Genomic DNA, 22,168 nt, shown 5'->3' on the forward strand with positions numbered 1-22,168 from the left:
CGCATGAGACCGCCGGCCGAGCACAGGCCGGAGAGCACCGTGGAAGGACGCCTCCGCGAGCAGGTACTGCGGGGAACCGGCCGCCATGCAGGTGACACAGCCGTGCGGCAGCCCGCGCGGGGTGGACGCCTGCGGTAGACCGGGCCTACCGCCCCGAGAGCCCGGCCACCCGCGACGGAGCCTGCCATGACAGCCGACCTGCTGCGACGCAAATGCGAGCACCGGAACGGGCCGCAGCCGTGATCTCCGATCCCGACCTTTCCAGGGATGCCGCCGAACGGTTCGCCCGTCACGGCTACCTGGCCCTGCCCGGTCTCATCTCCCGCCCCGGACTGGACCGGCTCCTCGCGGAGCTGGAGCTCCTCGAAGGCGAAGCCGTACGTCGTGACTTCGCCATGGAATGCATGGGCGGCTCACCCCGCCACATGACCACCATCGGAGGGAAGGCCCTCGCCGCACGCTCGCCGCTCATCGCAGACCTGTACGAGCGACCCGAACTGCTCGGGCTGCTGTCCGCGCTGACCGGCGAACGCGTGCAGGGAGTCGGCGAGCTCACGGAGCGGCATGTGCTGAACATCCTCCACCAGCCCGGCGACACCCACGGCGAGCACACCGACGACTACCCCTACGCCCTCGTCTTCTTCCTCCAGGCCCCCGAGGATGCCGGCGACGGCGGTCTCCTCGAATACGCCCCGCACACCACGGAGCTGCCCCTGCCGGACGGCACCCCCGTCGAACGCCGCCACCACCGGGCCGGCGACGCCTACCTGCTGCGTGCCGACACCACCGCCCACCGGGTCAGCCCCCTGACCCGGCCCGGCGTCCGACGCACCGTCTTGAACTTCGCCTACACCACCCCAGGACGGGAGGAAGCCCGCACTCCCTCCGCCCGGCTCCTGTACGGAGACGACCACGGGTAGGCGCTGCCGCGTGGTCCCTGGGGACCCTGGGTGTGCCCGGGCACTCACCGAGGAGGCCTGCACGCCGCCCGCGTGTGCAGCCGGCGCAGGTAGTCGTCGGCCCGACCGTAGCCCTGGTCCTGGGCACCGTGGCGGTGGAGTTGGAGTTTTCCGTCGGGGGTCACTCGGACGGTGGTGGTTGCCCGTCGCGCTTGCCGGCCGTTCTGCGGGCGCCGGTGTTCGGGATCGGTCAGGTGCAGGACGGGCACGGTGGGCGGGAACATCGCGAGGGCCTCGCCGGTGTCGGCGGCGGGTGGGTGGCCGGTGAGGTTGGCGCTGCTGACGTACAGCACTGGATGGTCGTCCAGCAGGGGGTGCAGGGGTTGCCAGCGAGCGCCGAAGAGCAGCATCCATCCGTCCTTGACCGCCGGCCCCAGCCAGGAGGGGAGCGTGGCGTGGGCGCGCACCGGTAGCAGGGCGGTGAGGAGTTCCTCGGCGAGCAGGCGCCGCGTCATCTCGCAGGCCTGGGGGGAGAGGTCCCACAGGCCGGTGAGGGTTTCGAGGGTGTCGGGATGGTGGGCCCACAGGGCGACGGGCTGGTCGGTGGGACGGCGTTTGGCCTGGTTGACGGCGGTCGCGGTGGTCGCGGCGACGACGTGGGTGAGGGGTGCGGGGTTGGGGAGGACGACCGCGCTGCCTTGTCGCAGGGCGTGGCGGCCCTGCGCCAGGGTGGCAGGCGCGTGGGTCGGGGTGCGGTCGGCGGCGTTCACGGGGCGCTCGTGGTGCGGGTGAGGCCTTCGAGGTAGGCGGCGAACGTGGTGTCGTCGGTGACGGATTGACCGGTCCGGTAGGCGCGGGTCTTGGCCCAGTCCATGGCGGCGCGGGCCTGCTCCGGGTCGAGGGTGTGGCCGAGGCGGGCGGCGACGGCGGTGACGACGCGTGCGCTGGCGAGCTGGGTGAGGACCACGTGCGGTTCGACGCCCAGCACCTCGTGGGGATCGTAGGGCTGGAACAGCTCGGGGTGGACGAAGGGGGTGCCGGTGGAGATGGTGCCGACGCCGGTGCCGACGATCGGGGTGGTGACGCCCAGGGGCGCGCCCGTCTCGTGCGCCACCATGCGTGCGATGCCGGGCAGACGGGTCAGATCGGGAGCCGTCCACCAAGGTTCCGCACCCGATCCGAGCAGTTCCTCACCGTGCCGGGCCAGGAGGAAGAGCAGTTGCTCGGTGGCGACCATACCGGCCCGCTCGGCGATGCCGAGCCAGGAGCTGGAGACCACCCGCACCCCGGCCGCCAGTGCTTGCAGGGTGTTGGCCAGGCCGAGCCCGAGGTCGTTGTGGAGGTGGGACGCGAGCACCACCTCCGGGCCGCATGCCGCCCGGGCCTTGGCGAACATGTCGTGGCAGCCGTGTGGGAGTTGGGATCCGACGGTGTCGGCCAGGACGACCAGGCCCGCACCCGTTGCGGTGAGGGCCTGGGCGTGATGGGCCATGAGCGAGGTGTCGGCGCGGGAAGCGTCCGCCAGGCAGATGTCCACCGCGATGCGGTCGTCCTGGTCGCGGGCCCGCTTGACCAGGTCCACGGCCGCTTCGAGGGCCTGGGCGGCAGTGCGGTGGACCATCACCCGCGCCATCGCGTCCGAAGCAGGGACCACCACCATCACCCGCGCGTTGCCGCTGCCGCGCACCGAGGCGACGGCCTGCTCCACATCGCGGTCCACGCCCCGGCACACCGCGGCCACGCTCACCGCACCTTCTGCCTCCACCGCGACCTGCCGTACGGCCTCGAACTCCTCCGCGCACACCGCCGGGAAGCCTGCGGCGAAGACGACGTGCCGGGGGCCGTCGGCACCGAATACGCTGCCCGTCTCCCGGGCCAGCCGTACCCGGAACCCCGCCGCCATGAGGGTCTTGGCCTGTGCCCCGTCCCGGGCGGACTCCTCCCACAGGACGACCCGTCCGGCCAGGGCCGACTCCCGCACCGCGTCCACGCCGCACCACATCCTCTCCGTCAAGGCGAATGTCCGACTGTCCGAATGTCCGACGAGGAAACGATCGCCCTGACCCCGGCCCGCGCCCGCCTCCGCGCTCCGGGATCACCCGATCGAGTGATCGACCCGCTGCCTCCGGGAGGGAACGCCCCGGCACCTCGGCCGCCGGCTTCCCTCCAGAGGGCCCGCCCCGGGCACCCCCGGGACCGGGGACGGTTCACAGGCTCCAGTCCGGAGCGCGCTTCTCGCAGAAGGCGCGGGCGCCTTCCGTGGCCGTGCTCGTCCGGAAGACGGGAGCCGTGAGGGGGTCCTGGACGGCGAATGCCGCGTCGTCGGCGAGGCCGCGGGTGGCTTCGACGACCTGGCGGGTGATCCTCACGGCTCGGGGTGAGTTGGCGCGGATCCGCTCCGCGAGGGCAAGGGCTGCGTCGAGGGCCTTCCCCTCGGCGGTGAGGCGGCTGACGAGCCCGTGTCGGGCGGCGTCCGCTGCCGGTAGGGGGGAACCTGTCAGGAGCATCTCCATGGCCAGGTGGTGGGGGATCCGGGCGGGAAGGCGGATGGCTCCGCCTTCGGAGGCGACGAGACCGCGGGCGGTTTCGGGGAGGGCGAAGAAGGCGGTGTCGGCGGCGGTGACGAGGTCGCAGGCCAGGACGAGTTCGAAGCCGCCGGCGACGGCGGCGCCTTCGACGGCGGCGATGACGGGCTTCGTCCGGTGAGCGCGGGTCAGCCCGGCCAGCCCCCGGTCGGCGACGCGGGGTACGCCTTCGGCGGGGAAGGCCTTGAGGTCCATTCCGGAGCAGAAGTGGCCCTGTGAGCCGGTCATGATCCCGACCTCGAGTTCCGGGTCGTCTTCCAGGAGCAGGAGCGCGGCGTCGAGGGCCCGGGCGAGGGCCTGGTCGATGGCGTTGCGGACGTGGGGCCTGTTCAGGGAGATGACCAGGACGCCGTCCTGCCGCTCGGTCAGAACCACTGGCTGGGCGGTCCGGGCGGTCTCGGTGCTCATGATGTCCATTCCGTAGGGGAGTGCGGCGCAGGCGTCATCGCCGGACGAGGGGGAGGGAGGCGAGACCGCGCATGACGCGGGCCGGCCGCCACGCCAGCTCGTCGGCCGGCTTTGCCAGTTGAACCGGGCCGAGACGTTCGAGCAGAAGGGGGAAGGCGACCTGGCCTTCGAGCCGGGCGAGCGCAGCGCCGATGCAGAAGTGCGGTCCGTACCCGAACGCGAGGTGTTCGTTCGGCGTGCGGCCCAGATCGAGGCGGTCCGGCTCCGGGAAGCGTTCGCCGTCCCGGTTGGCGGACCCGATCAGCAGACTGACGATCTCCCCCTCCCGGATGGTCCGCCCGTGCAGCTCGATCGGCGCGGCCGCGCACCGGAACGTGGCGTCCCGCACGGGAGAGTCGTAGCGCAACAATTCCTCCACGGCGCCGGCCACCGTGCCCGGACCGGGCTGCGGCGAGGTCAGGCGCGCCGCCTGCCCGGGATGTTCCAGCAGGGCGAGCATTCCGTTCCCGACCAGGTTCATCGTGGTGTCGTGGCCGACGAGCAGCAGGAGGTACGCGGTCGAGCGCAGCTCCTCCTCGCTAATGGCTCCGCTCTCGTCGCCCGCCCGGACCAGCGCCGCCAGCAGGTCCACCCCGTCCGGCGCGTGCTCCCCGGCCCGCTTCCCGGCGATCAGGACGTCCAGGAGGTCGCACAGCTCCCGCTCGGCGCGGGCCGCATGCCCGCCGGCGCCGGGCGTGATGGTGGACATGAGGGTCTCCCGGGTCGCCGCGGTGTCGAGGCGGTCGGGGACTCCGAGGATCGCGCAGATCATCCGGAACGTCAGCGGCGCCGCGAAATCCGAGATCACATCGACATGCGCGCTGTGTTCGACCCGGTCCAGCAGGCGCCCCGCGACCTCGGCGATGAAAGGCTCCAGCATCGCGATCCGCCGGGGCACGAAAGCCGAGTTCACCAGTGCCCTCAGGCGGGTGTGGTCCGGCCCGTCGGCGTGGACCAGGTGCCGGTTGAGCCCGGCCGGCCCCGGCACGTATCCGGGCACCCGGTCCGGGTCCTTGCTCAGACGGGTGTCGGTCAGCAGCGCCCGCACGTCCTCGTAGCGGGAGATCTGCCACACGGCGGTCCGCCCCGGCCGCCGCTCCACGTGGGCCGGCGCGTGCCGGCGCAGCCAGGCGAAATACGGGTAGGGATCACGCGATCGGGCCGCCACCAGTGCGGCGGGCGGATCGGCGGGAACATTAGAGGGCAAAGGTTTCTCCGGCTCGGCGGTGATCGGCAAACACCACACCAACGAACGCCCCGGCCCCCGGATGCGGCAGGATCCCGCCCCTCCTGGCGCATTCCTTCCTCAGCAGGGGAACTCGGATGCGCTGGGCGCCTACGTTGCTCTGCGCCGACACCCGCTCCCGGGCGACGCACGGTTGAGGCGTGCCCGGGGATCAGTGCGCGGGCGTTGTCGCTCGGGACAGTTCCGCGGGTGGGGCGGGGAGGGGCTTCGCGGGGCCTGTCGCCGGGAGATCCGCGGTGGCCCACTGGACCTCGCTGGCAACCCTCGCCTGGAAGCGGAGCAGCCGGCCTTCGCCGTCGATCCAGTAGCGGGTGCTGCTGGGCCGCCCTTGTCCCGCGGGCGCGCCGGGGGCCCCGGGCCCTGTGGCGACGAGGACGGGGACGGCGCCGATCCGGTCGTCGCGGAGCCGGCGGGCGTCGCTGCGGGCCAGGAGCTGGGCGTTGTCCGGGCGGTCGGCACCGAGGTGGAGGAGGAGCAGGAGTACGGAGTCCAGCGCGCTCCCGTGCGGAAGGAGCCGGTGGACCTCCCAGCCCGAGGCGGGCGGCCGGTCCGGGAGCCCGCCGGTCCACCTGGGGAGGGCGGCGACGCCGCCGGGGGTCCAGTGCACGAGCTCGCGGGCCGGGGGCCGGGCGTCGTCGCGGATCTCCGCGTACCCCTGGTGACGGCGCCAGTCGATGCGCCCGGTGAGCGTGATGGTCCTCCCGCCGGACGGGACGGTGGCGGTGACCTCGCCCGTGCCGCGGCGGTAGGCCGTGAACCGGGCCAGGGCCATGCGGTCGGCTTCCTCGGCGGTGAGCGGCCGGGGCGCGGACGCCTTGGGATCGTCGCCGGAGGCGGAGCAGGCCGCCACTGCCGGAAGGGACAGCAGGGACAGCAGGACGGTAGGCAGTACGGTGCGGCGGTTCATCGGCGGTCCCGGCTGTGCTCGGCGAGCAGGGTGGGCGCGGGCAGCGGAACGTCTGCCGGATCAATGGGGGTGGGCCCGTTGGTGAAGGGCGTGGCCGGAGCCGTCGCGGCATCGGGCAGCTGGGGCTGGGCGGGAGGCAGGGGCACGTCGAGGAACGGCAGTCCGGGAGGCGTCGGCGGAGTGTCCGGCAGCGTGCCGGGGCCGGGAGCCGGTGTGGTGGTCGCCGGGCAGGCCATGACCGCCGCGAGGTCCGCGGGCAGGGTGTGCCCGAGGGGACCGGTGAAGCAGTTGCCGCTCCCGAGGGCGTGCGCCGGGGCGAGGTAGGCGGCGTCGAGCGCGTTGGCGGCGAAGGTGTTGGCCGTCACGCGGTTGCCGATGGGGGGCAGGTCCTCGCTGGAGGTGAGGACCAGGCCGGCCCGGGGGTGGCCGGTGATGCGGTTGCGCGTGACGGTGTTGTCGCGGCCTCCGGCGATGCCGAGACCGATCCCGTAGCCGCCATCGGCCTGTTCAGGGGTGTCGGCGGCGGCGTTGTCGGCGATGAGATTGCCGGCGACGGTGGCTCCGCCTTGGGGGGTGAGCGCTTCGAGGTAGTCGGAGCCGATGGTCATGCCGACCCGGTTGCCGGTGAAGCGGTTCCCGACGATCCACAGGGGGCCACTGGCGTTGGTGTTCTCGTAGCCCACCGCGTTGCGTTCGGCGGTGTTGCCGCGCACGAGGATCCCGCACGGTTTGCACTGCCCCACGTAGATGCCCGAATCGGCGCTTCCGGAGGCGTAGTTGTCCTCGATGGTGCCGTGGCGGGCGTTGAAGGCGTAGATGCCGTAGAGGCCGTTGTTCGCGGCGGTGACGTAGCGGACGCGGAAGCCGTCGAGCGGGGGGTTGGCGGTCGGATCGAGGCGGTGGTAGCCGTCGCTGCCGCGCCCGATGCCCTCGTCGCCGTTCTTGAGCCCGGTCACCAGGACGCCGTTCTGCAGGTGGCTGCGGACGGTGAGGTTCTCGACCGTCACACCGGGCGCGGTGACCACGATGCCGTTGCCGCGCCGGCCCTCGCCGTCGATGACCACCCGATTGCGGTCGGTGCCGCGCAGGGTGACCTGGCGCGTGCGGAGCCGGACGGTCTCCCGGTATCGGCCCGGTGAGAGCAGTACCAGATCGTGGGGGCGGGCCCGTTCGAGGGCGGCTGCGATGGTCGGAGCCTCGGCCGGCACCCGGATGGTGACCGGACCGCGCGGGGCGTCATCGACGGGGCCGGTGGTTCCGGTGGCGCAGGCGTTCGCCGCCACGCAGGCGAACAGCACGGCGGCGAGGCGGGGTCGGAGTGGCGAGCGGGAAGCGGGCACGGTGAGACGTCCTCGTCCGGGAGCGTGCGGTGCGGGCCGAGCTGGTCGGCCGACGATCGTTGCTGCGTAGAGTACTCACATGACCACGCAGCGTGACAACCCTTCGAGGGTTCGCCGGTCCCTGCTCGCCGTGCTGCCCATGGCGGCGGCTCTGGGGGCCTGTCGGCCCGACGCCCCGACGGTCACCCTTCCGGCGCCGCGTGGCGCGGGGGGCGAACCTCCCGTGCAGGGTGAGGCCGGACCGGGCGGCCTGCGCCAGGCGGGGGTCGACCGTCCTGCGCAGCCGCAGACCCACGCGGTGGTGTCGGTGTACGACCTGCCCTCACATGCCGGCCCTGCGGGGGTGGTCGCCCGGCTGGGCGAGGCCGTCCTGGAGCTGACCGCGAAACCCGGGAAGGCGCTGACCGTGACGGTGGGGCTGGGGCCGCGCCTGGTCGGGCCCGCCGTACTGGGTGTGGCCAGCGGCCTGGAACTGCCTGCCTTCGCCCGTGAGGAGCGGACGGCCCGCACATGGGGCGGTGACCTGCTCGTGCAGGTGTGCGCGAGCGACCCGGTCGCCGTCGGCCTCGCCGACAAGCGTCTCGCGCAGGCCCTCACCGCCGAGGGCGCGTCGGGCCGGTGGTCGCAGACGGGCTTCCGGCCGCCGGGCAACGGCCCGGTCCGCAACCTGCTGGGTTTCCCGGACGGGATCGAGAACCCCCGCACGCGCCCCGAAATGGACCGCGAGGTGTGGCTGGACGGCCCCGGGCCGTTGGCCGACGGGACGATCGCCGTCGTACGGCGGCTGCGCATCGACGCCACCGGCTTCCTCGCCCAGTCCGCCGCTCGCCAGGAGGAGGCGATCGGCCGCCGCAAGTCGGACGGCGCGCCGCTCAGCGGAGGGGAGGCGCTGGACCGGCTCGACCTGTCGGCGAAGACGCCGCGCGGCCGCTACCTGGTCCCGGCCATGGCGCACGCCCGGCGGGCCAACCCGAACGCCACGGGCAGCGGCAGGATGCTCCGCCGGGGGTACAGCTACCACAACGGCCCCACGGACCAGGGGCTGCTGTTCGTCAGCTTCCAGCGGCGGCTGCGGACCTTCACCGCCACCCAGCGGCGTCTGGACGACGGCGACGACCTGATGCGGTTCGTCACCGCCACCGCCTCCGGAGCGTTCTTCGTACCGCGCGCCTTCACCCCCGAACGGCCCCTTGGCGGTGGCGTCCTGGGGGAGCAGGGGTGAATCCGTTCTGCACGACCCACGCCGACGTGGGACGGGTCACTCAATAGTGCGAACCGCCCGCCGTGACCTTCCCGTAAAGATCGACAACCCGGAAGGATGGTCACTCAGCGTGTTCATCGCTACTTTGTGTGACATGGAGGAGTCTTGAGATCCCTGAGGAAGGCCATGGTGGCACTAGCCGCCGGCCTCGCCCTGACCACCGGCGTGCTCCAGCAGCCCGCCCTCGGCGCCGATCCCGCTGACGGGACCGTCCGCATCAAAGTCATCCGCGACTCCAACACCAACGGCCGCTACGACAGCGCGACCGAACCCCCGGCGGCCGGCATCACCGTCGAGCTGACCGACGTCGACGGCAACGTGGTCACCGGAGTCACCGGCCCCGACGGAGTGGCGACCTTCCCGCCCAACACGGTCCTGACCGGCGGCAAGTACTACGTCCGGATGAAGATGCCCAACGGCTCCTTCCTCCAGCCCACCTTCGGTGCCGCAGGGGGTCTCGCGTCGAACGCCAGCATCATCGACGTGATCGACGGGGACGCCGAGATGACCATGGGCGTGCGCAACCCGGCCGACTGGTGCGAGGACGACGCCCGACTGAGCACGGTCTGCCAGGTCGCCGCCACCAAGTCCGGCGGCGTCCGCACCACCGTCACCTTCCCGTTCCGCGAGCGCGGCGACAGCAACAGCGCCAACACCACCACGCTCGCCACCCGCACCGACACCGGCAACACCTACGGCGTGGCCTACCACAAGCAGCAGCGCCGCATCTTCACCGGCGCCCACGCCAAACGGCACACCGTGTACGGCCCCTCTGGGCAGGGCGCCATCTACGTCACGCCCCGCAACGGCGGCGCCACCACCCTCTTCACCACCGTCCCGAACGCCGACACCACCGCCCACCAGGACTCCGTCCGCTTCGACGGCCCCTTCGTCGGCGTGGTCGGCAAGGAGTCCCTCGGCGACATCGACATCTCCGAGAACAACCGCCAGCTGTTCGCCGTCAACCTCAACGACCGCAGGCTGTACACCTACAACGCCACCCAGCCCACCGCCACCGCACCGGTGACGTCCGTCGCCATCCCCAACCCGGGCTGCCGGGCAGCCGGCGACTGGCGCCCCTTCGGCCTGGGCGTGCGGGACGGGGTCGTCTACGTCGGTGGGGTCTGCTCCGCGGAGTCCTCGCAGGCCGCCGCCGACCTCAAGGCGGTCGTCTGGACGTACAACCCCGTCACCGCGGCCTTCGGACAGGCGCCGATCCTCCAGCAGCCGCTGACCTTCCCACGCGGCGAGGTCAACGTCAACGTCCCAGGCTTCAACCGCTGGTTCCCCTGGACGGCCGGAGCCTCCACCTTCCCCCAGCAGCTCGTCGCCCACCCCGAGCCCCTGCTCAGTGACATCGCGATCGAGAGCAACGGCGACATGGTCCTCGGCTTCCGCGACCGGTTCGCGGACATGACCGGCCACGAGATGCCCAACCCCAACCCCTCCTACAGCAACAGCAGCGTCACCGACTCCGGCGGCGACCTCAACCGTGCCTGTCGCAAGGCCGACGGCACCTTCGAGTGGGAGGGCACGGGCGCCTGCCCGAACAACGCCCCCACCCGCCCCAACGGCGGCCAGCCCGCCAACGTCGTCGAGTTCTACCCCGGCGACTTCGTGCCCAACGCCCACCTGGAAACCGCCCAGGGCGCCATCGGCCTCCACCTGCGCGAGCAGCGGATCGCCTCCACCGCCATGGACCCGGCCAGCCAGTTCTTCACCGGCGGCACCGCCTACTTCGACCGCCAGAACGGCGGCCGCGGCGCCAACCCCGGCGAGAACGGCTTCACCCTCCAGAAGCTCAACGACCCCCTCGACGGCGGCTTCGGCAAGGCCAACGGTCTCGGCGACCTCGAAGTCCTCTGCGACGAACCGGCCGTCCAGATCGGCAGCCGCGTCTGGTACGACCGCAACAAGGGCGGCGCCCAGAGCGTCGACGACTCAGAACCCGGCATCCCCGGCGTCACCGTCCAGCTCCTCGCCGAAGACGGCACCGTGATGGCCACCATCCGCACCGGCGCCGACGGCGCCTACTACTTCGGCCCCGAACACGGCGTCCGCCCCAACACCAAGTACAAGGTCCGCTTCGACAAGTCCACCGCCGACACCAGCGTGATCAACTCCCGTCGGCCTCCCGCCGCCGGCGGGCTGATTTGGTCGCCCGTACGCGCTAACGGCGCACCCGCGGACCTCGACTCCGACGCCACCCCCGACGGCGCGGACAACAAGAGCCAGTACGCCACGGCCGAGGTGACCACGGGCGCACCCGGCACCGTCGACCACACCATCGACGCCGGCCTCTTCCTCGACCGCCTCTGACCCCGTCCTGAGACGCCCATCCGCCCTGTCGCAGCGCGCTTGCTACCCGCGCTGCGACACCGGCACGCCCGGAAATGGTCGGGATCTCGGCGCGCGTGGCACCCGGCACCGGCAGGCTTCGGGCGCGGTGGGGCGGTGTGGGCGCGATCGGGAGTCGGGGCGGAGACGGCGGTCTGGCCCTACGGATTACGGGTGTTGCAGCAGGCGTCGGCTTGTGACGCCGCCCGTCCAGTCTGGCCCGAATGAGGACGACTGTGGTTTCAGCGCTTGGCCTTGGCTGTCCTGGGGGAGACGGCGCGGATGCCGGACCAGTCATCGGCGACGCTGATGGCGGAGGTCTGCGACAGGCCGACGGTGGAAACGGCTTCGGCGATGTCGGAGGGCTCGACGTACCCGTCGCGGCCGGTCTTGGGGGTGAACACCCAGATCACCCCGTTCTGCGAGAGCGGGCCGAGCGCACCGGTGAGCGCGTCCGTCAGGTCACCGTCGTCCTCCCGCCACCACAGCAGGACCACGTCGACGGCTGTGTCGGTCTCCTCGTCGAGGAGCTCCGAGCCGGCGCGCTCCTCCACCGCTTCCCGGACCGCATCGTCGCAGTCCTCGCCCCACCCCAGCTCCTGCACCACCGCGCCCGGTGCGATACCGAGCCTGTCCGCGATGAAGTTCACCGTGCTTGTCATCTGGCATTCCCTTGCTTGTCGTGGGCGGCCGTGCGGCCGCCAGGTCATAGCCGATCCGGCCCGCTGCGTGCTGTCATCAACTCGCCGGCGACAGCACGAATCCGAGCCAGTCGGATGCCGATGGCTTGCCCCAGGGTGCGTGCGGCCACCGCGACCGGTCCTGCACCTGCCCCACGGGCGCCATCCCGGTCATGTTCGCGCCCCGATCAGCCCCGGCACAGCAGAACGATGACGGCAAGGACAAGATCACCCAGATGCGGTAGGGGTACGTCGGCGGTGGACGCTCCGGTCGGACCATCCGCCGCCGACGCCCGTTCGAGTGCATGGTCCGTGCGCCCGAGCTTCCGGAGCAATGCAGCAGCCTTTCGGCGGGCAGCCGAGAAGGCCGAGCCGCCCGCTGCCCCCTGGTACAGAACAGCGCTTGGGCAATGCGGCCTGACTCGGCTCTCGATCCGGGCGGAATCTGGTCCGTGACTGGTCCGGGAGGCGCGACTGAGCGGCCCCGTTCCGTACTTAACGTAACGGTTCGGTGTCGTTGGGTGATGTGTCGGAACTGGCTTCGGGAGGGTGATTTCCCTTCCAGGGGCTCGACTTGGGACTCTAGAAGAACCCAACTGCCTTCGGGGAATAGCTGCAATAAACGTTCTTGGTCTGCTGGTGGTACAGCAGATGAACCCATGCTGACCTGGGAAAACGGTGCTTCGTAAGGCTCTCGGGCGGGGGCTGGTCCGGAAATGGTCCGGATCTTGGTACCCGCTGGCCTGGGCGGTAGGGGTCGGTCAGGAGCGGGAAGTCGTGGGAGCGATCGGGAGCAGGGAGGGCCCTCTGCGGGTGTCCCGTCCTGTCGGCTACGGCCGGTGGTCGTCGCAGAGCCATCCTGCGGGATAGAACCGCGCGGGCGCCCCGCATGGCTGTACCCCAGCCCCGCACTTGCCCCGGTAGGCGATCGGCCGTGACCCTGTCACCGCAGGCCTTGTGCTAGGGACGGACTCCGGCGAGCGGGGTGCCGGGATGTAGGGGAGCGGCGCGGTCTCGTGGTCCGGCGCTGCCGGCGGCCGAACGCGGCACGTCGGGTCGCCGTCCTCCATAGGACGCCGTACCTGACGTTGCCTCGGCATGACGGCAGGCGGTTCGCCCGATGTCGCGTCGAGGTACGCAGTGTGATCGGCAGCGGGGGTCCAGAACTCGAACGCCGTCCGCTTCACCTTGACGATCGCTCGTACGTAAAGCCCGGAGGCGGCATCTCGGATGAATTCGTCGAAGGGGCGTTCCGCAGGTCGCGTGGTCGGATGCCAGCCTCCGCATTTCCCTGTCCGCTTCTTCGGACACGGCCCTGGGAACCGCTCGTCGCACTTGGCGAGTTCGATGCGTCGGATACCGCCGCGGAACGGGATGGGGGAGTCCCGCTTCATGATCAGTTCCAAGGGGACGCGGTCGGTACGCAACCATGGAACCGTCGTGTCCCGCGCCATGTCCTGGCTGTTCGTCTGCCATGCGTCCAGCACGCCCGCCCGTCGGGCCGCCACGTCCCGTGCTTGAATCTCACGCGGGTTGCGCGGGGACAGTTGTGACTCGAACCCGAGGAGTACACCGTCCGTACCGCGGATCAGGACGTCGCTGCGGACTGCGCGGTCCTTGCTCGATCGTTCCTGGACGGCAGCGTGCCCGCCTTCCTCTGCGGCACGAACCGCCCGGTCTTTGTACGCCTTGTGTTCGTCAGACTCTCCACCGCCGTGGTGCCGGTCCTCGGCGTCGCTTCGCATGTGGGCAGCGACGACCTTGCCCAGTCGCCGGTACACCGACATTGGCTCGATGAAGCCCCGCTTCTCACATACCTCCGCGCACGTGAGGCCGCGGCGTTGTACGGGCAACCGGCGGTCATTGAGCAGCTGTTCGAGCAGCGCAGCGCCGCCGGCCACTCCGAGGTCCGGTTTCGTCAGATCCAGTCGCTGGTCGAATCCTGCCAGTCGCACGTACCTGTTGGGCATGCTGGCCTCCGCTCGCCACACGACCGCGATGGGCCGCCGCATCGATCGTGACAGGGGCCACTGACAACCGCACGCGCTCACTGGCCGCTGCGTCTGCCGCCAGCGGACATCGCGCATTGGCGAGGGCCGAACGCGGTCCGAGCCGCGCGGATTTCCCTATACGCTATCGAGTTCGTATGGGTCAAAAACCGACTCGCTGCTGCTTCCTTTTTCGGTCGCGGGCGTACCGGATGAAGCTGATGTACAGGAGTTTGATGCCGAAAGAGGGGATCACGATTCCAGCAATGATCCATGTAGTTCCCCACCAGCCTTGATCGCCATCGGGGTCCATGATCGGAAGCCATAGAAAATTGCTGGCAATGAGGATCAGCCAGTTGCCGGTCTCTTTGGGTTTCCGTCCCGCCCTCAACTCAAAGAAGATCGTGAGGGACATAAGGAACATGAAAGAATAGAGGCCCAGAACCCACGGGACGGGGTTCATGTCCGTGGACCCCTCAACGAAGCGGATCTGCCGGGGCCACTCCCATGCCATGATCAAGACCAGGGCTTGGATTGGGATGGACCGCCGTAGGTCTCGCGCGATCACCTGAAGTCGTTCCTCATGGCGAAGGGCGAAGTCGGCCATTCCTTCGAAGAGAGGGTTGGGTGCGGTTTCGGGGTCCAGCCCTTGTCGCGCGCGAACAGCCTCGGTAAAAGCCTCTTCCTCGTTCGCTGCGCGAATGCGCATCCGCGTATCGCCCGCGTACGATGAGATTTCTGAATGGAATCCATCCACGGTGTCCCCGTTGAGTTGGGCCGCGTTAGCTACTTGCACCCAGCCCGGGCTTTCTTTGGTGGATCGTAACCGTTCGGTGAGATTAACCCAGAACAGCTCTTTCTTCTTCATGTCGTACACGACGCCAACGATAGGGATCCGGCTCTGCCGCCAGTCGTCGAAGTGGTCTTCTACGGGGATTGCATACCCATTGGCTCGCTTGTACTTTTTTCCACTCTTTACTTGGATGGCGATCCAGCAGCCCGTTCGCTTCCCGCCCCGAGTGAAGTTCACGATCATGTCCTCGCCGTGATCGTTTCCACCGTCGATTTCCTGAACGATGTGATCGTGCTCTTCGAGGAGTGCACGCAGGGCGTTAACGCCGGCCCGCTCAATTCTCCGGCTAGAACGTACGGTTGACACCGTTCCCCCCTTGAAAGCAGTCGGCGTCAGGATACCGGCATGCGCTGACAGCACGCCCTCACCGAAGCGAGCGCCGCGACCGCTGCAGTGATCCCTCTTGCCTGCAGTGAGGTGACACGGGTCCGTGAGGCCCCGGTAGTGAGCCCCGCTGCGGCTTGGGGATCGGCTCGCGAGGAGAGCAGCGCCAAGGGCCTGGGGTTCAGGCCTTCACGAGACTCGGTGGATAGGTGAAGGGGCGTCAAGTGACTCCGCTCTAAGACGGGACGCGCGATGATCGGGGGGAGCGTTGCGGGCGACGCGTAGCCATCGGCAGGCTGCCGTGGGCGCCATCAGCCCTCATCCCGGACGGGGAGAGCCGCCGCCTCGAACACGGACAGGTGCTGCGTGAGGCAGGGGAGCAGGTCCGGATCTTGATAGCAGCCAGCAGCGGATGCCGCCTGGTAGATGTCGGCCAGGTAGAACTCGCCGAGCGACACGACGCCCCGGAGGCCTTTGAAGAACCTGGCGGTTTCCTCCACCGTCGGCTCGACCATGGTTGACGCTGTGTAGGCGACGCGCCAGAGTTCGGCAGCCTTCGACTGCCAACTACTGACCCCTGTCACCTCGAGCTCGGAGTCGGACAGTCCGTGGTATATCCGAGCCGACTTGTGCGACCCCGCGTGACTGGCCGCGCGCACGAGGCGGTGCACGTTGACCTCGGCGTCGAGGAGCTTCTCGATCTGCTCCCTGACCCACTTGCGCTGTATGTCCGTGGGGCCACCGACGATCTTGCCGCCCCACTCTTCATTACCCGGGACCCACGTAGTTGGCCATGCTGAGTTCCATGCGCGGGCGACCGCGTCGTGGTCCATGTCCCGGCGTGCTTCGGCAAAATTGCTCATCCCGAAGTAGGTGGCGTACTGAGCGGCCTGGACGATCACCTCGGGATCCGCCAGATCGGCCTCGGTGAGGCCTGCGAGGCTTTCGCGGAACTCGTCGACCTGTTTGGGGGTCGGGGCGTCCTCGCCGTCACTCAAACCGCAGTGCCACACCGCAAAGGCTGCCTCGAGCACCGCTTGCCGCATGTCGAGATGAGCGGGCGGCCGCGTGGCACCGACGATCCGCCGAGCCCCTTCCTGCAGGACGCCGACTTTGTTCCATGCAATGCCGCAGCAGTACTTGAACTTGTTGGGGTCGAGGACCTTGTCGTAGCCCATGGCGGTGTCGATGATCTCGCCCCAGACCCAGGCGGGCAGTCCCGCGACTCGAAAGCGTTCGACGCTGGGCTTCCAGTCGCCAGGCAGCTCGATGGCTTTGCGGTCGTCGCCTTCGCCGTAGCCCCAGCGGTTCCACTCCTTCAGGAATGCGGCGCGGTATTCGAGCTTGGGCCTCTCCTGTTCGAGAAGGTTGTCGGCGGCCTGCTGCATAGCGGCGGCCCAACGGAGGGCGTCGTCGGCGACGTTCTCGACCAGGGCGCTGTCGACGGTGCCGGAACTCTTCCCGCTGTTGCACGGCTCGCAGCTCGTGACGAGGTTGTTGGGGGTGTCCGTGCCGCCAAGCGCAACGGGGGTGACATGGTCGACGCGCAGTGGGACGTCGGGCGCGGAGGCGCCGCAGTATCGGCAGGTGTGGTTGTCCCGGCGGAGGACTTCGTATCGGAGGCGCTTGGAGACGGCCATGGAGCATTCTCTCTGGATGTTGAGGGTGTGGTCTAGACGGAGGTTCGGCATGCTGCGAGAGCACGAGACAGGAAGTTTTGCTCGCGGTCGCTGACGCGCGGGGGAGTTTTGCCGGGCCGGCTGCTCGTCGTGGCAGTCTGGGCACCTCGGTCTCCGTCAGTTCGGCCCTGCTCGTCCGCTGCCGTCTGCTTCCTGTGCCGACCACGACCCTTGAGCGGTTCAGGTCGACCCCACTGGGCAGCAGCCTCGGACTTGCTCGATGCGTAGAGCTGACCGGCTGGGCAAGGGCAAATGGCTGCAGCTCTTGATGTCCGGCGGCGGCGGGGCCGGACCGGCCCCGCTGGCCTAGCGGGCCGGTGGCTACCGGCTGCGGCGGGTGGTGACGAGTTGCCCGTTGTGGAGGCGGTGGTCGAGGTCGAGGCCACTCTCGAGCATCGCGAGGACGTCGAGGTGCCGTTCGGCTGGCACGGTTGCCACCCGGTGCCGGTCGCGGCCGATGCGGATGGTCGGGTGGCGTTCGCTGGGTCGTGCGACGTCGACCGGCCCGTCGGGCGTTCCCGGTACCAGCCGGGTCAGCGGAGTGGTGGTGGCGCGGTCGTCGAGAAGCCGGTTGATCGGGTCGGAAGGAGTGCGGACGTAGTCGAGGAGGTCCTGGACTTCGTAGTCGCTCGCCCCGTACTGCTGCGCCCAGCCGTCGATGTGGTGTTGGGCGGTCCACCGTCGGAGGTCGGCCGACCGGTGCCCGAGACGGGCGGCGTCGCGGCCGAGGAGGTGCGCGATGCGCCGGGAGGTGACGCCGGAGGTAAGTAGGGTCAGAGCCTGTTCGGTGTCGACGCCGTGCCGGATGTGCCAGGCCGTGTGCTGGTTCAGCCTGGGCGCGTCGGGGGAGAGCTCGGGGCTGGTGTTGACCAGGTTGATCAAGGCGCCGACGGTCCAGCTCAGGGCATGCCCGAAGGCGGTGCTGATATTGCGTACCGCCTGCTCGAGCGCCCACGCAGCCGGAATATCAGGCTGCCAGGAGCGGGCGAGGTCGGGGATCGCGGCGCCGGAGATCCACTCGCGGAGCGCAGGGGCGACCGGGACGCTCATCTGCGTGCCCCGGGTTTCCCTGTCCTTGAAGCTCCAGGTCTTGGTGACCTCCGGGAGATGCTCGAGCAAGCGGTCGAAGACCTGGAGCTCGGTGAGGAAGTCGAGGGTGCGCTGCAGCGGCCACTCCGCCGGTTCAGCGTGCCAGTCGCCGCCGGTGGTTCGGGTGGCGTTGTCCACAGCGTCCCGGTTGAGCAGCACGGCAAGGTGCTTTGCGAGCCAGTCGAGGTAGCGGGCCGACCCCAGGCTGGTGCCGGTTCCAGCCCACCTGCCGGCCGGGGCGGGGTCGGTGGTCTCGAACACTGCCGCGACCTGGTCCGCGAGGGAGAGCCACCGGCTGGTGGTCCGCCCGTTACCGGTTTGGGACAGGGCGAACAGCGAGTCCAGGGTGTCGAGGGGACCGCCCTGCGGCGCCGGCGAGGCAGCGTGGAGATGCAGGACGAGCCAGACGAAGGAGGCGAAGTCCGCGGCGACGCCGTCGGCCAGCGCGAAGACGCCGTCGGCGTCCTGCCGCAGGGCGTCCTCGGCGGCGGCGAGATCGGCCAGGGCATCGCTGGTTAGCAGTGTGGAGACGACGCGCAGCTGCTCCGGGTCGGGGTTGAGGATGTCAAATTCGGTGGGGTGGGGCGGGTAGGGCCGGGTCAGGAAGATCCAGCCCTCGCTTTCCCGGCCAGCCCGCCCGGCGCGGCCGATGGCGTTGAGGAGTTCGGCAGGGGATAGGGCGCGCTGGCCGTCGTAGGTGAGCGGGTCGCCGTCGACCTTGTGGTGGACGATGACGGTGCGCACGGGCAGGTTGACGCCGTCGGTGAGGGTGCTGGTGCTGGCGATCGCCAGGAGATCATCGCGGCGCAGCGCGCCCTCGATGGCGTGCAGGACGTCCTCGGGCAGGGCGCCGTGGTGGTAGGCGACGCCGTGCCGGGTGCAGCGCACCAACGGGTGCTCCTCGCCGAGGGTGTCGGCGAGATAGTCGGTCAGGGCCGTGGCCTCGGATCGCTCGGGCAGGCGGTCGGCGATGGCGAGCGCCGCGTCACGGGCCTCGCGCCTGGTGCCGACGACCATTAGGACGCTGCCGGAGGCGGTGAGCTCCGCGGCCCCGGCGGCGAAGGCCTTATAGTCGGCGATCCCGCCCGGAAGACGAGTCCGGGCAGTCCACCGCCCTGCGGCACCGGCGAAGCGCCGCGTGCCCACCTCGCCGGTGGTCAGCCGGGCGATGGTGGAGGAGGCGGTCGGCCGGACGGCGAGAAGGGTCTCGACCGGTACGGTGGCGAGCACCGGCGAGGCATGCTTCGCCGTCGGCAGCCGCTCCGCCAGCTCGGCCTGCTCAGCCATCAGGTTCGGGTACATGAGGCCGTGCATCCGGCGCGGGCCTCGCCAAGTATCGGTGAAGTAGACCTCCCGCTCCGGGCGCTGCGGGTCAAGCCACGAGGCGATGTCGCCCTTGTTGCCGACGGCCGCGGACAGCAGCACCAGCCGGACGTCGATGCGGGCCTGCAGCAGCGCGAGCAGGCTCTCCAGCACGAAGCCGCGCCTGCCCTGGCCCAGGTGGTGGGCCTCGTCGACGACGACTAGCCCGACATCGGCCAGCGCCTCGCCGGGGTTGTTGCGGATCATGTGCATGAGCCGCTCGGGGGTGACGATCTCCACGTCCGCACCGTCCGACTCGGCTGACGAGGCCCACGCGCCCAGTGGGAACTTCGGCTGCTCCGCGGCCAGGCGCCGCCCGAGCACCCGCAGTCGGCCTCGCAGCGCCGAGCGCATCTCCCGCCCAAGACTGCGCATCGGCGACACGTACACCACGCGCCCGGGGCGCTGCGCCAGGTGCGAGCAGATCACCAGCTGAGCCATCAGTGTCTTGCCCGCACTGGTCGGCACGCTGATCAGGCTGCGTGACGTCGCCGGATCGAGCGGGTTGCCGCGCTCCAGCTTCAGGAGCTCGCGCTGCGGCGGCCAGAGCGTCATCACCGGCGGCCTCGACAACGCGAAGCTCCGCGCCACTGCCGGGGGAGTCCCCGGGGGAAGCAGCTGGTACAGGCTGCTGGCCGACATCTCCCCGCTCAGCTGGAACAGGTGCGCGGCAACCCACCGCGCCAGCCGGTCACCACGGCCAGCCGTCTCCGTCATCACGTCCATGAGCAGCCGCTGCGCGGTCAGAAGATTTTGCTCCTCGCCGAACCCCAGGAACTGGTACAGATGGAAGACTGCCTCAACGACGGCCTCCGCGGGTCCATACATGGTCCCCGTAAGGGACTCGCGACGCATCACTGCCCGCACCCCGCGCAGTTGCCGCCGCCACGCCCGTAGCGCCCGACCCAGCTCCGGCCGATCGAAGCTGAGAAAGACCACGCCAGCCTCCACCGCGAGGGTGCCGATGTGCAGGCGGAGTTCACCGGTGAAGTCGATCAGAGGGCTGATCTGTCGGTAGACGGCGGTGGCGTTCGGGTCCTGCTCGCTGCGCCGGTATCCGGCCTGCGCGGCGAAGGCGATCTGGAGCCGTTCGACCGCCGGACGCCGGTCGTCACCGAGGGCGAGGTCCATCAGGTGCGCGCTGGTGGCGAAGGCCTGTCGCACACGTACCGCGTCGTAGCCGGGAGTATCCGGGTCCAGTGCGGCGAGGCCGTGCAGAAACCACGCGGTGGCGAGCGTCTCGTCCTCAATCTCCCGCTCACCGCGGAACGCCGCGACCTCCAACTCGGTCATCGCCGCCAGCAGGTCCGCAGCGCTGGGCAGCACCCCGCCCACCCGGTACTCGCCGAGCGCAGATGCGAGCACCTCCGGGTCTAGAGTGCGCTCCACACGTACCTCCTTACGGTCTTGGCGAAGTCCTCAAGATCCTCGATTGCCACCACCAAGCCTTGCAGTGCGCCCGCGTGGGTATGGGTGGTGAAGTGCGAGTGGGAACGTTCGAAGGCTGTATCCGGGGTGTCCGCGGCATTCATGGCCACGCTGACCCCGCCGCTGCCCGACTCCTTCGCATCCACCCACTGCCGCGCCATCGAAGCGACAAACCCGCGGGTGTCGGGGGCGAGCTCCCGTCCTCCCCACGAGATCTGACCCAGGTACCGTGCGCCCCAGGTGTTCAGCTGCTGCCATGCCTTGCGGATCGTGTCGCTCGGCTTCGTCTTCTCCGCGGTGAACTTCTTCATCTCCCACAACCGAAAGACGAACCCCAGCTCGCTGCCGGGCACGCGGTGAATCAGCAGCCCGTCGGGCCCGCTGTCGGTCACCGTTGACGACGGCGGGTCCAGGATTTCCACGCTGCGTCCGGGTTCAGGGGGGAGGTCACGGGTGGTGAGGTACCAGAGCCACTCGCCTACGTAGCCGGTAACACCAGTGTCGTCGTTGGCCTCGAACACAGGACCCGCGTACAGAAGGACGTGCGCGTGGTCGGGGCCAGCCAGAGTGGTGCCGGCCAGGACGTGGTCGCGCCAGAGTTGGTAGGCATGATCGTCTAGGTCGGTGCGGGCCTGCATCACCTCGTCCGCGATGATCCAGGCGGCCGCGGCGCGGTCCTTGGGCTCCTGGCCGATGGTCACCACCAGCTCCCATGGGCACACCTGCCCATGGCCGCGGCTTTCCCTCCGGGTGAGATCGACCAGGCGACCGCCGACGTCCAGGGCGTGCTCCATCGCCTGCTGCGCAGGTATCAACACCCGCCCCACCTCCCGCTTTTACCCTGCGCCGGGACCTGGGGTGCCGACACGGGCCACCCTATCGAGCCCGAAGATCGCCGCGCAGCCTCCTGCGGCGAAATCGTGGAGTGGCTCACCGAATGCACGGCCTGCCCGATTTACTCGCGGTCTCTGGTGCTCGTGCCCGCGCTGGCTCGTCGACGACGGTCACGCTGTGCCAGCCCAGCCCAGCCCAGCCCAGCCCAGCCCAGCCCAGCCCCCGCGCACTCAGCGGACGAGGGGGCCGCGGTTGGGAGGGCCTCATCGCGTGGGTCGCACCAGGTGGTGCACTGCTGGGCCGGCCCGTGCGGCCGGTCGCCGGAGCGCTGGGGGTCTGGCCGGTCGCGGGAACAGCGTCGGGGTTCCAGACTGGCCCCCACCCTGGGGTGGGGGCCAGTCGGTCAGGCGTTGACCTGCGCCATGCCGATGTCGGTGCTGCTGTCGCTCAGGGCGGCGAGGTAGCGCTCGGCGTCGAGGGCCGCTGCGCAGCCGGAGCCGGCTGCGGTGATGGCCTGGCGGTAGGTGTGGTCGACGACGTCGCCGGCTGCGAAGACGCCAGGGATGTTCGTGCGGGTCGAGGGTGAGGCGACCTTGATGTAGCCCTCGTCGTCGAGGTCGACCTGTCCGGTGAACAGCTCGGTGCGGGGGTCGTGTCCGATGGCGATGAACAGGCCGGTGACGTCGAGGTCGCGGAGCTTTCCGGTGAAGGTGTCGCGCAGGACGACGCCGGAGAGCATGCCGTTGGTGTCCTTGATCTCGGCGATTTCGCTGTCGAAGGCGAAGGAGATCTTGTCGTCGGTGAAGGCCCGGTTCTGCATGACCTTGGAGGCGCGCAGGGTGGAGCGGCGGTGGACGATGGTGACCGAGCGGGCGAAGCGGGTGAGGAAGGTGGCCTCTTCCATGGCGG

Annotated in this window: 16 protein-coding genes; 3 read left to right on the forward strand and 13 right to left on the reverse strand. The window is 70.1% G+C overall.

The features are described from left to right. The first annotated feature begins 239 nt into the window (after positions 1 to 239). A complete protein-coding gene (locus ACFWP3_RS12560) occupies positions 240 to 920 on the forward strand; it encodes a hypothetical protein (protein ID WP_384219429.1) in 681 nt (226 codons plus the stop codon). A gap of 44 nt (positions 921 to 964) precedes the next feature. On the opposite strand, the gene ACFWP3_RS12565 is transcribed toward ACFWP3_RS12560, so the two are convergent. The 6 genes from ACFWP3_RS12565 to ACFWP3_RS12590 form a co-directional block, all read right to left on the reverse strand. Beyond that, on the reverse strand, positions 965 to 1,669 hold the full coding sequence (locus ACFWP3_RS12565) for a Sua5/YciO/YrdC/YwlC family protein (protein ID WP_384219431.1): 705 nt from the start codon (positions 1,667 to 1,669) through the stop codon (positions 965 to 967). Further along, positions 1,666 to 2,913, reverse strand: coding sequence for a 2-isopropylmalate synthase (locus tag ACFWP3_RS12570; RefSeq protein WP_384219434.1), 1,248 nt, complete (start codon positions 2,911 to 2,913; stop codon positions 1,666 to 1,668). The genes ACFWP3_RS12565 and ACFWP3_RS12570 overlap by 4 nt, the downstream gene beginning before the upstream one ends. Before the next feature lie 193 nt (positions 2,914 to 3,106). Next, positions 3,107 to 3,892: a crotonase/enoyl-CoA hydratase family protein gene (locus ACFWP3_RS12575; protein ID WP_384219436.1), complete on the reverse strand. Its 786-nt coding sequence runs from the start codon at positions 3,890 to 3,892 to the stop codon at positions 3,107 to 3,109. A gap of 34 nt (positions 3,893 to 3,926) precedes the next feature. Next, a complete protein-coding gene (locus tag ACFWP3_RS12580; protein WP_384219439.1) occupies positions 3,927 to 5,168 on the reverse strand; it encodes a cytochrome P450 in 1,242 nt (413 codons plus the stop codon). 160 nt (positions 5,169 to 5,328) lie between these two features. Beyond that, positions 5,329 to 6,084 (reverse strand): hypothetical protein, encoded by a 756-nt coding sequence (locus ACFWP3_RS12585; RefSeq protein ID WP_384219441.1) that lies wholly within the window; start codon positions 6,082 to 6,084, stop codon positions 5,329 to 5,331. Next, on the reverse strand, positions 6,081 to 7,424 hold the full coding sequence (locus ACFWP3_RS12590; protein ID WP_384219444.1) for a nitrous oxide reductase family maturation protein NosD: 1,344 nt from the start codon (positions 7,422 to 7,424) through the stop codon (positions 6,081 to 6,083). The genes ACFWP3_RS12585 and ACFWP3_RS12590 overlap by 4 nt, the downstream gene beginning before the upstream one ends. 79 nt (positions 7,425 to 7,503) lie before the next feature. On the opposite strand from ACFWP3_RS12590, the gene ACFWP3_RS12595 reads away from it, so the two are divergent. Beyond that, positions 7,504 to 8,646, forward strand: coding sequence for a Dyp-type peroxidase (locus ACFWP3_RS12595; RefSeq protein ID WP_384219446.1), 1,143 nt, complete (start codon positions 7,504 to 7,506; stop codon positions 8,644 to 8,646). Between the two features lie 144 nt (positions 8,647 to 8,790). Beyond that, positions 8,791 to 11,004: an SdrD B-like domain-containing protein gene (locus ACFWP3_RS12600; RefSeq protein ID WP_384219448.1), complete on the forward strand. Its 2,214-nt coding sequence runs from the start codon at positions 8,791 to 8,793 to the stop codon at positions 11,002 to 11,004. 260 nt (positions 11,005 to 11,264) lie between these two features. Here ACFWP3_RS12600 and ACFWP3_RS12605 read toward each other — a convergent pair whose 3' ends face one another. The 7 genes from ACFWP3_RS12605 to ACFWP3_RS12635 form a co-directional block, all read right to left on the reverse strand. Beyond that, positions 11,265 to 11,684, reverse strand: a complete 420-nt coding sequence (locus ACFWP3_RS12605; RefSeq protein WP_384219451.1) for a DUF3052 domain-containing protein — start codon at positions 11,682 to 11,684, stop codon at positions 11,265 to 11,267. A gap of 848 nt (positions 11,685 to 12,532) precedes the next feature. Continuing rightward, the gene (locus tag ACFWP3_RS12610; RefSeq protein WP_384219453.1) at positions 12,533 to 13,672 is read right to left on the reverse strand and encodes a hypothetical protein; all 1,140 of its coding nucleotides are present in this window, start codon (positions 13,670 to 13,672) and stop codon (positions 12,533 to 12,535) included. 181 nt (positions 13,673 to 13,853) lie between these two features. Then, on the reverse strand, positions 13,854 to 14,849 hold the full coding sequence (locus ACFWP3_RS12615; RefSeq protein WP_384219455.1) for a DUF4365 domain-containing protein: 996 nt from the start codon (positions 14,847 to 14,849) through the stop codon (positions 13,854 to 13,856). 329 nt (positions 14,850 to 15,178) lie between these two features. Then, positions 15,179 to 16,507 carry an HNH endonuclease gene (locus ACFWP3_RS12620; protein ID WP_384219457.1) on the reverse strand — a complete coding sequence of 443 codons (1,329 nt, stop codon included), beginning with the start codon at positions 16,505 to 16,507 and terminating at the stop codon, positions 15,179 to 15,181. Between the two features lie 360 nt (positions 16,508 to 16,867). Beyond that, a complete protein-coding gene (locus tag ACFWP3_RS12625) occupies positions 16,868 to 20,386 on the reverse strand; it encodes a DEAD/DEAH box helicase (protein ID WP_384219459.1) in 3,519 nt (1,172 codons plus the stop codon). Further along, the gene (locus ACFWP3_RS12630; protein ID WP_384219462.1) at positions 20,371 to 21,243 is read right to left on the reverse strand and encodes a hypothetical protein; all 873 of its coding nucleotides are present in this window, start codon (positions 21,241 to 21,243) and stop codon (positions 20,371 to 20,373) included. The genes ACFWP3_RS12625 and ACFWP3_RS12630 overlap by 16 nt, the downstream gene beginning before the upstream one ends. A gap of 419 nt (positions 21,244 to 21,662) precedes the next feature. Continuing rightward, positions 21,663 to 22,168 (reverse strand): NAD(P)/FAD-dependent oxidoreductase (locus ACFWP3_RS12635; protein ID WP_384219465.1); only part of this gene is annotated, 506 nt, incomplete at its 5' end.

The organism is Streptomyces sp. NPDC058525, from assembly GCF_042719495.1.
Taxonomy (GTDB): domain Bacteria; phylum Actinomycetota; class Actinomycetes; order Streptomycetales; family Streptomycetaceae; genus Streptomyces.

Excerpts from the sequence above, each read along its gene's own strand:
- ACFWP3_RS12605 (WP_384219451.1), bottom strand. The coding sequence starts at position 11,684 with ATGACAAGCACGGTGAACTTCATCGCGGACAGGCTCGGTATCGCACCG.
- ACFWP3_RS12595 (WP_384219446.1), top strand. The coding sequence starts at position 7,504 with ATGACCACGCAGCGTGACAACCCTTCGAGGGTTCGCCGGTCCCTGCTC.
- ACFWP3_RS12620 (WP_384219457.1), bottom strand. The coding sequence starts at position 16,507 with ATGGCCGTCTCCAAGCGCCTCCGATACGAAGTCCTCCGCCGGGACAAC.
- ACFWP3_RS12575 (WP_384219436.1), bottom strand. The coding sequence starts at position 3,892 with ATGAGCACCGAGACCGCCCGGACCGCCCAGCCAGTGGTTCTGACCGAG.
- ACFWP3_RS12610 (WP_384219453.1), bottom strand. The coding sequence starts at position 13,672 with ATGCCCAACAGGTACGTGCGACTGGCAGGATTCGACCAGCGACTGGAT.
- ACFWP3_RS12585 (WP_384219441.1), bottom strand. The coding sequence starts at position 6,084 with ATGAACCGCCGCACCGTACTGCCTACCGTCCTGCTGTCCCTGCTGTCC.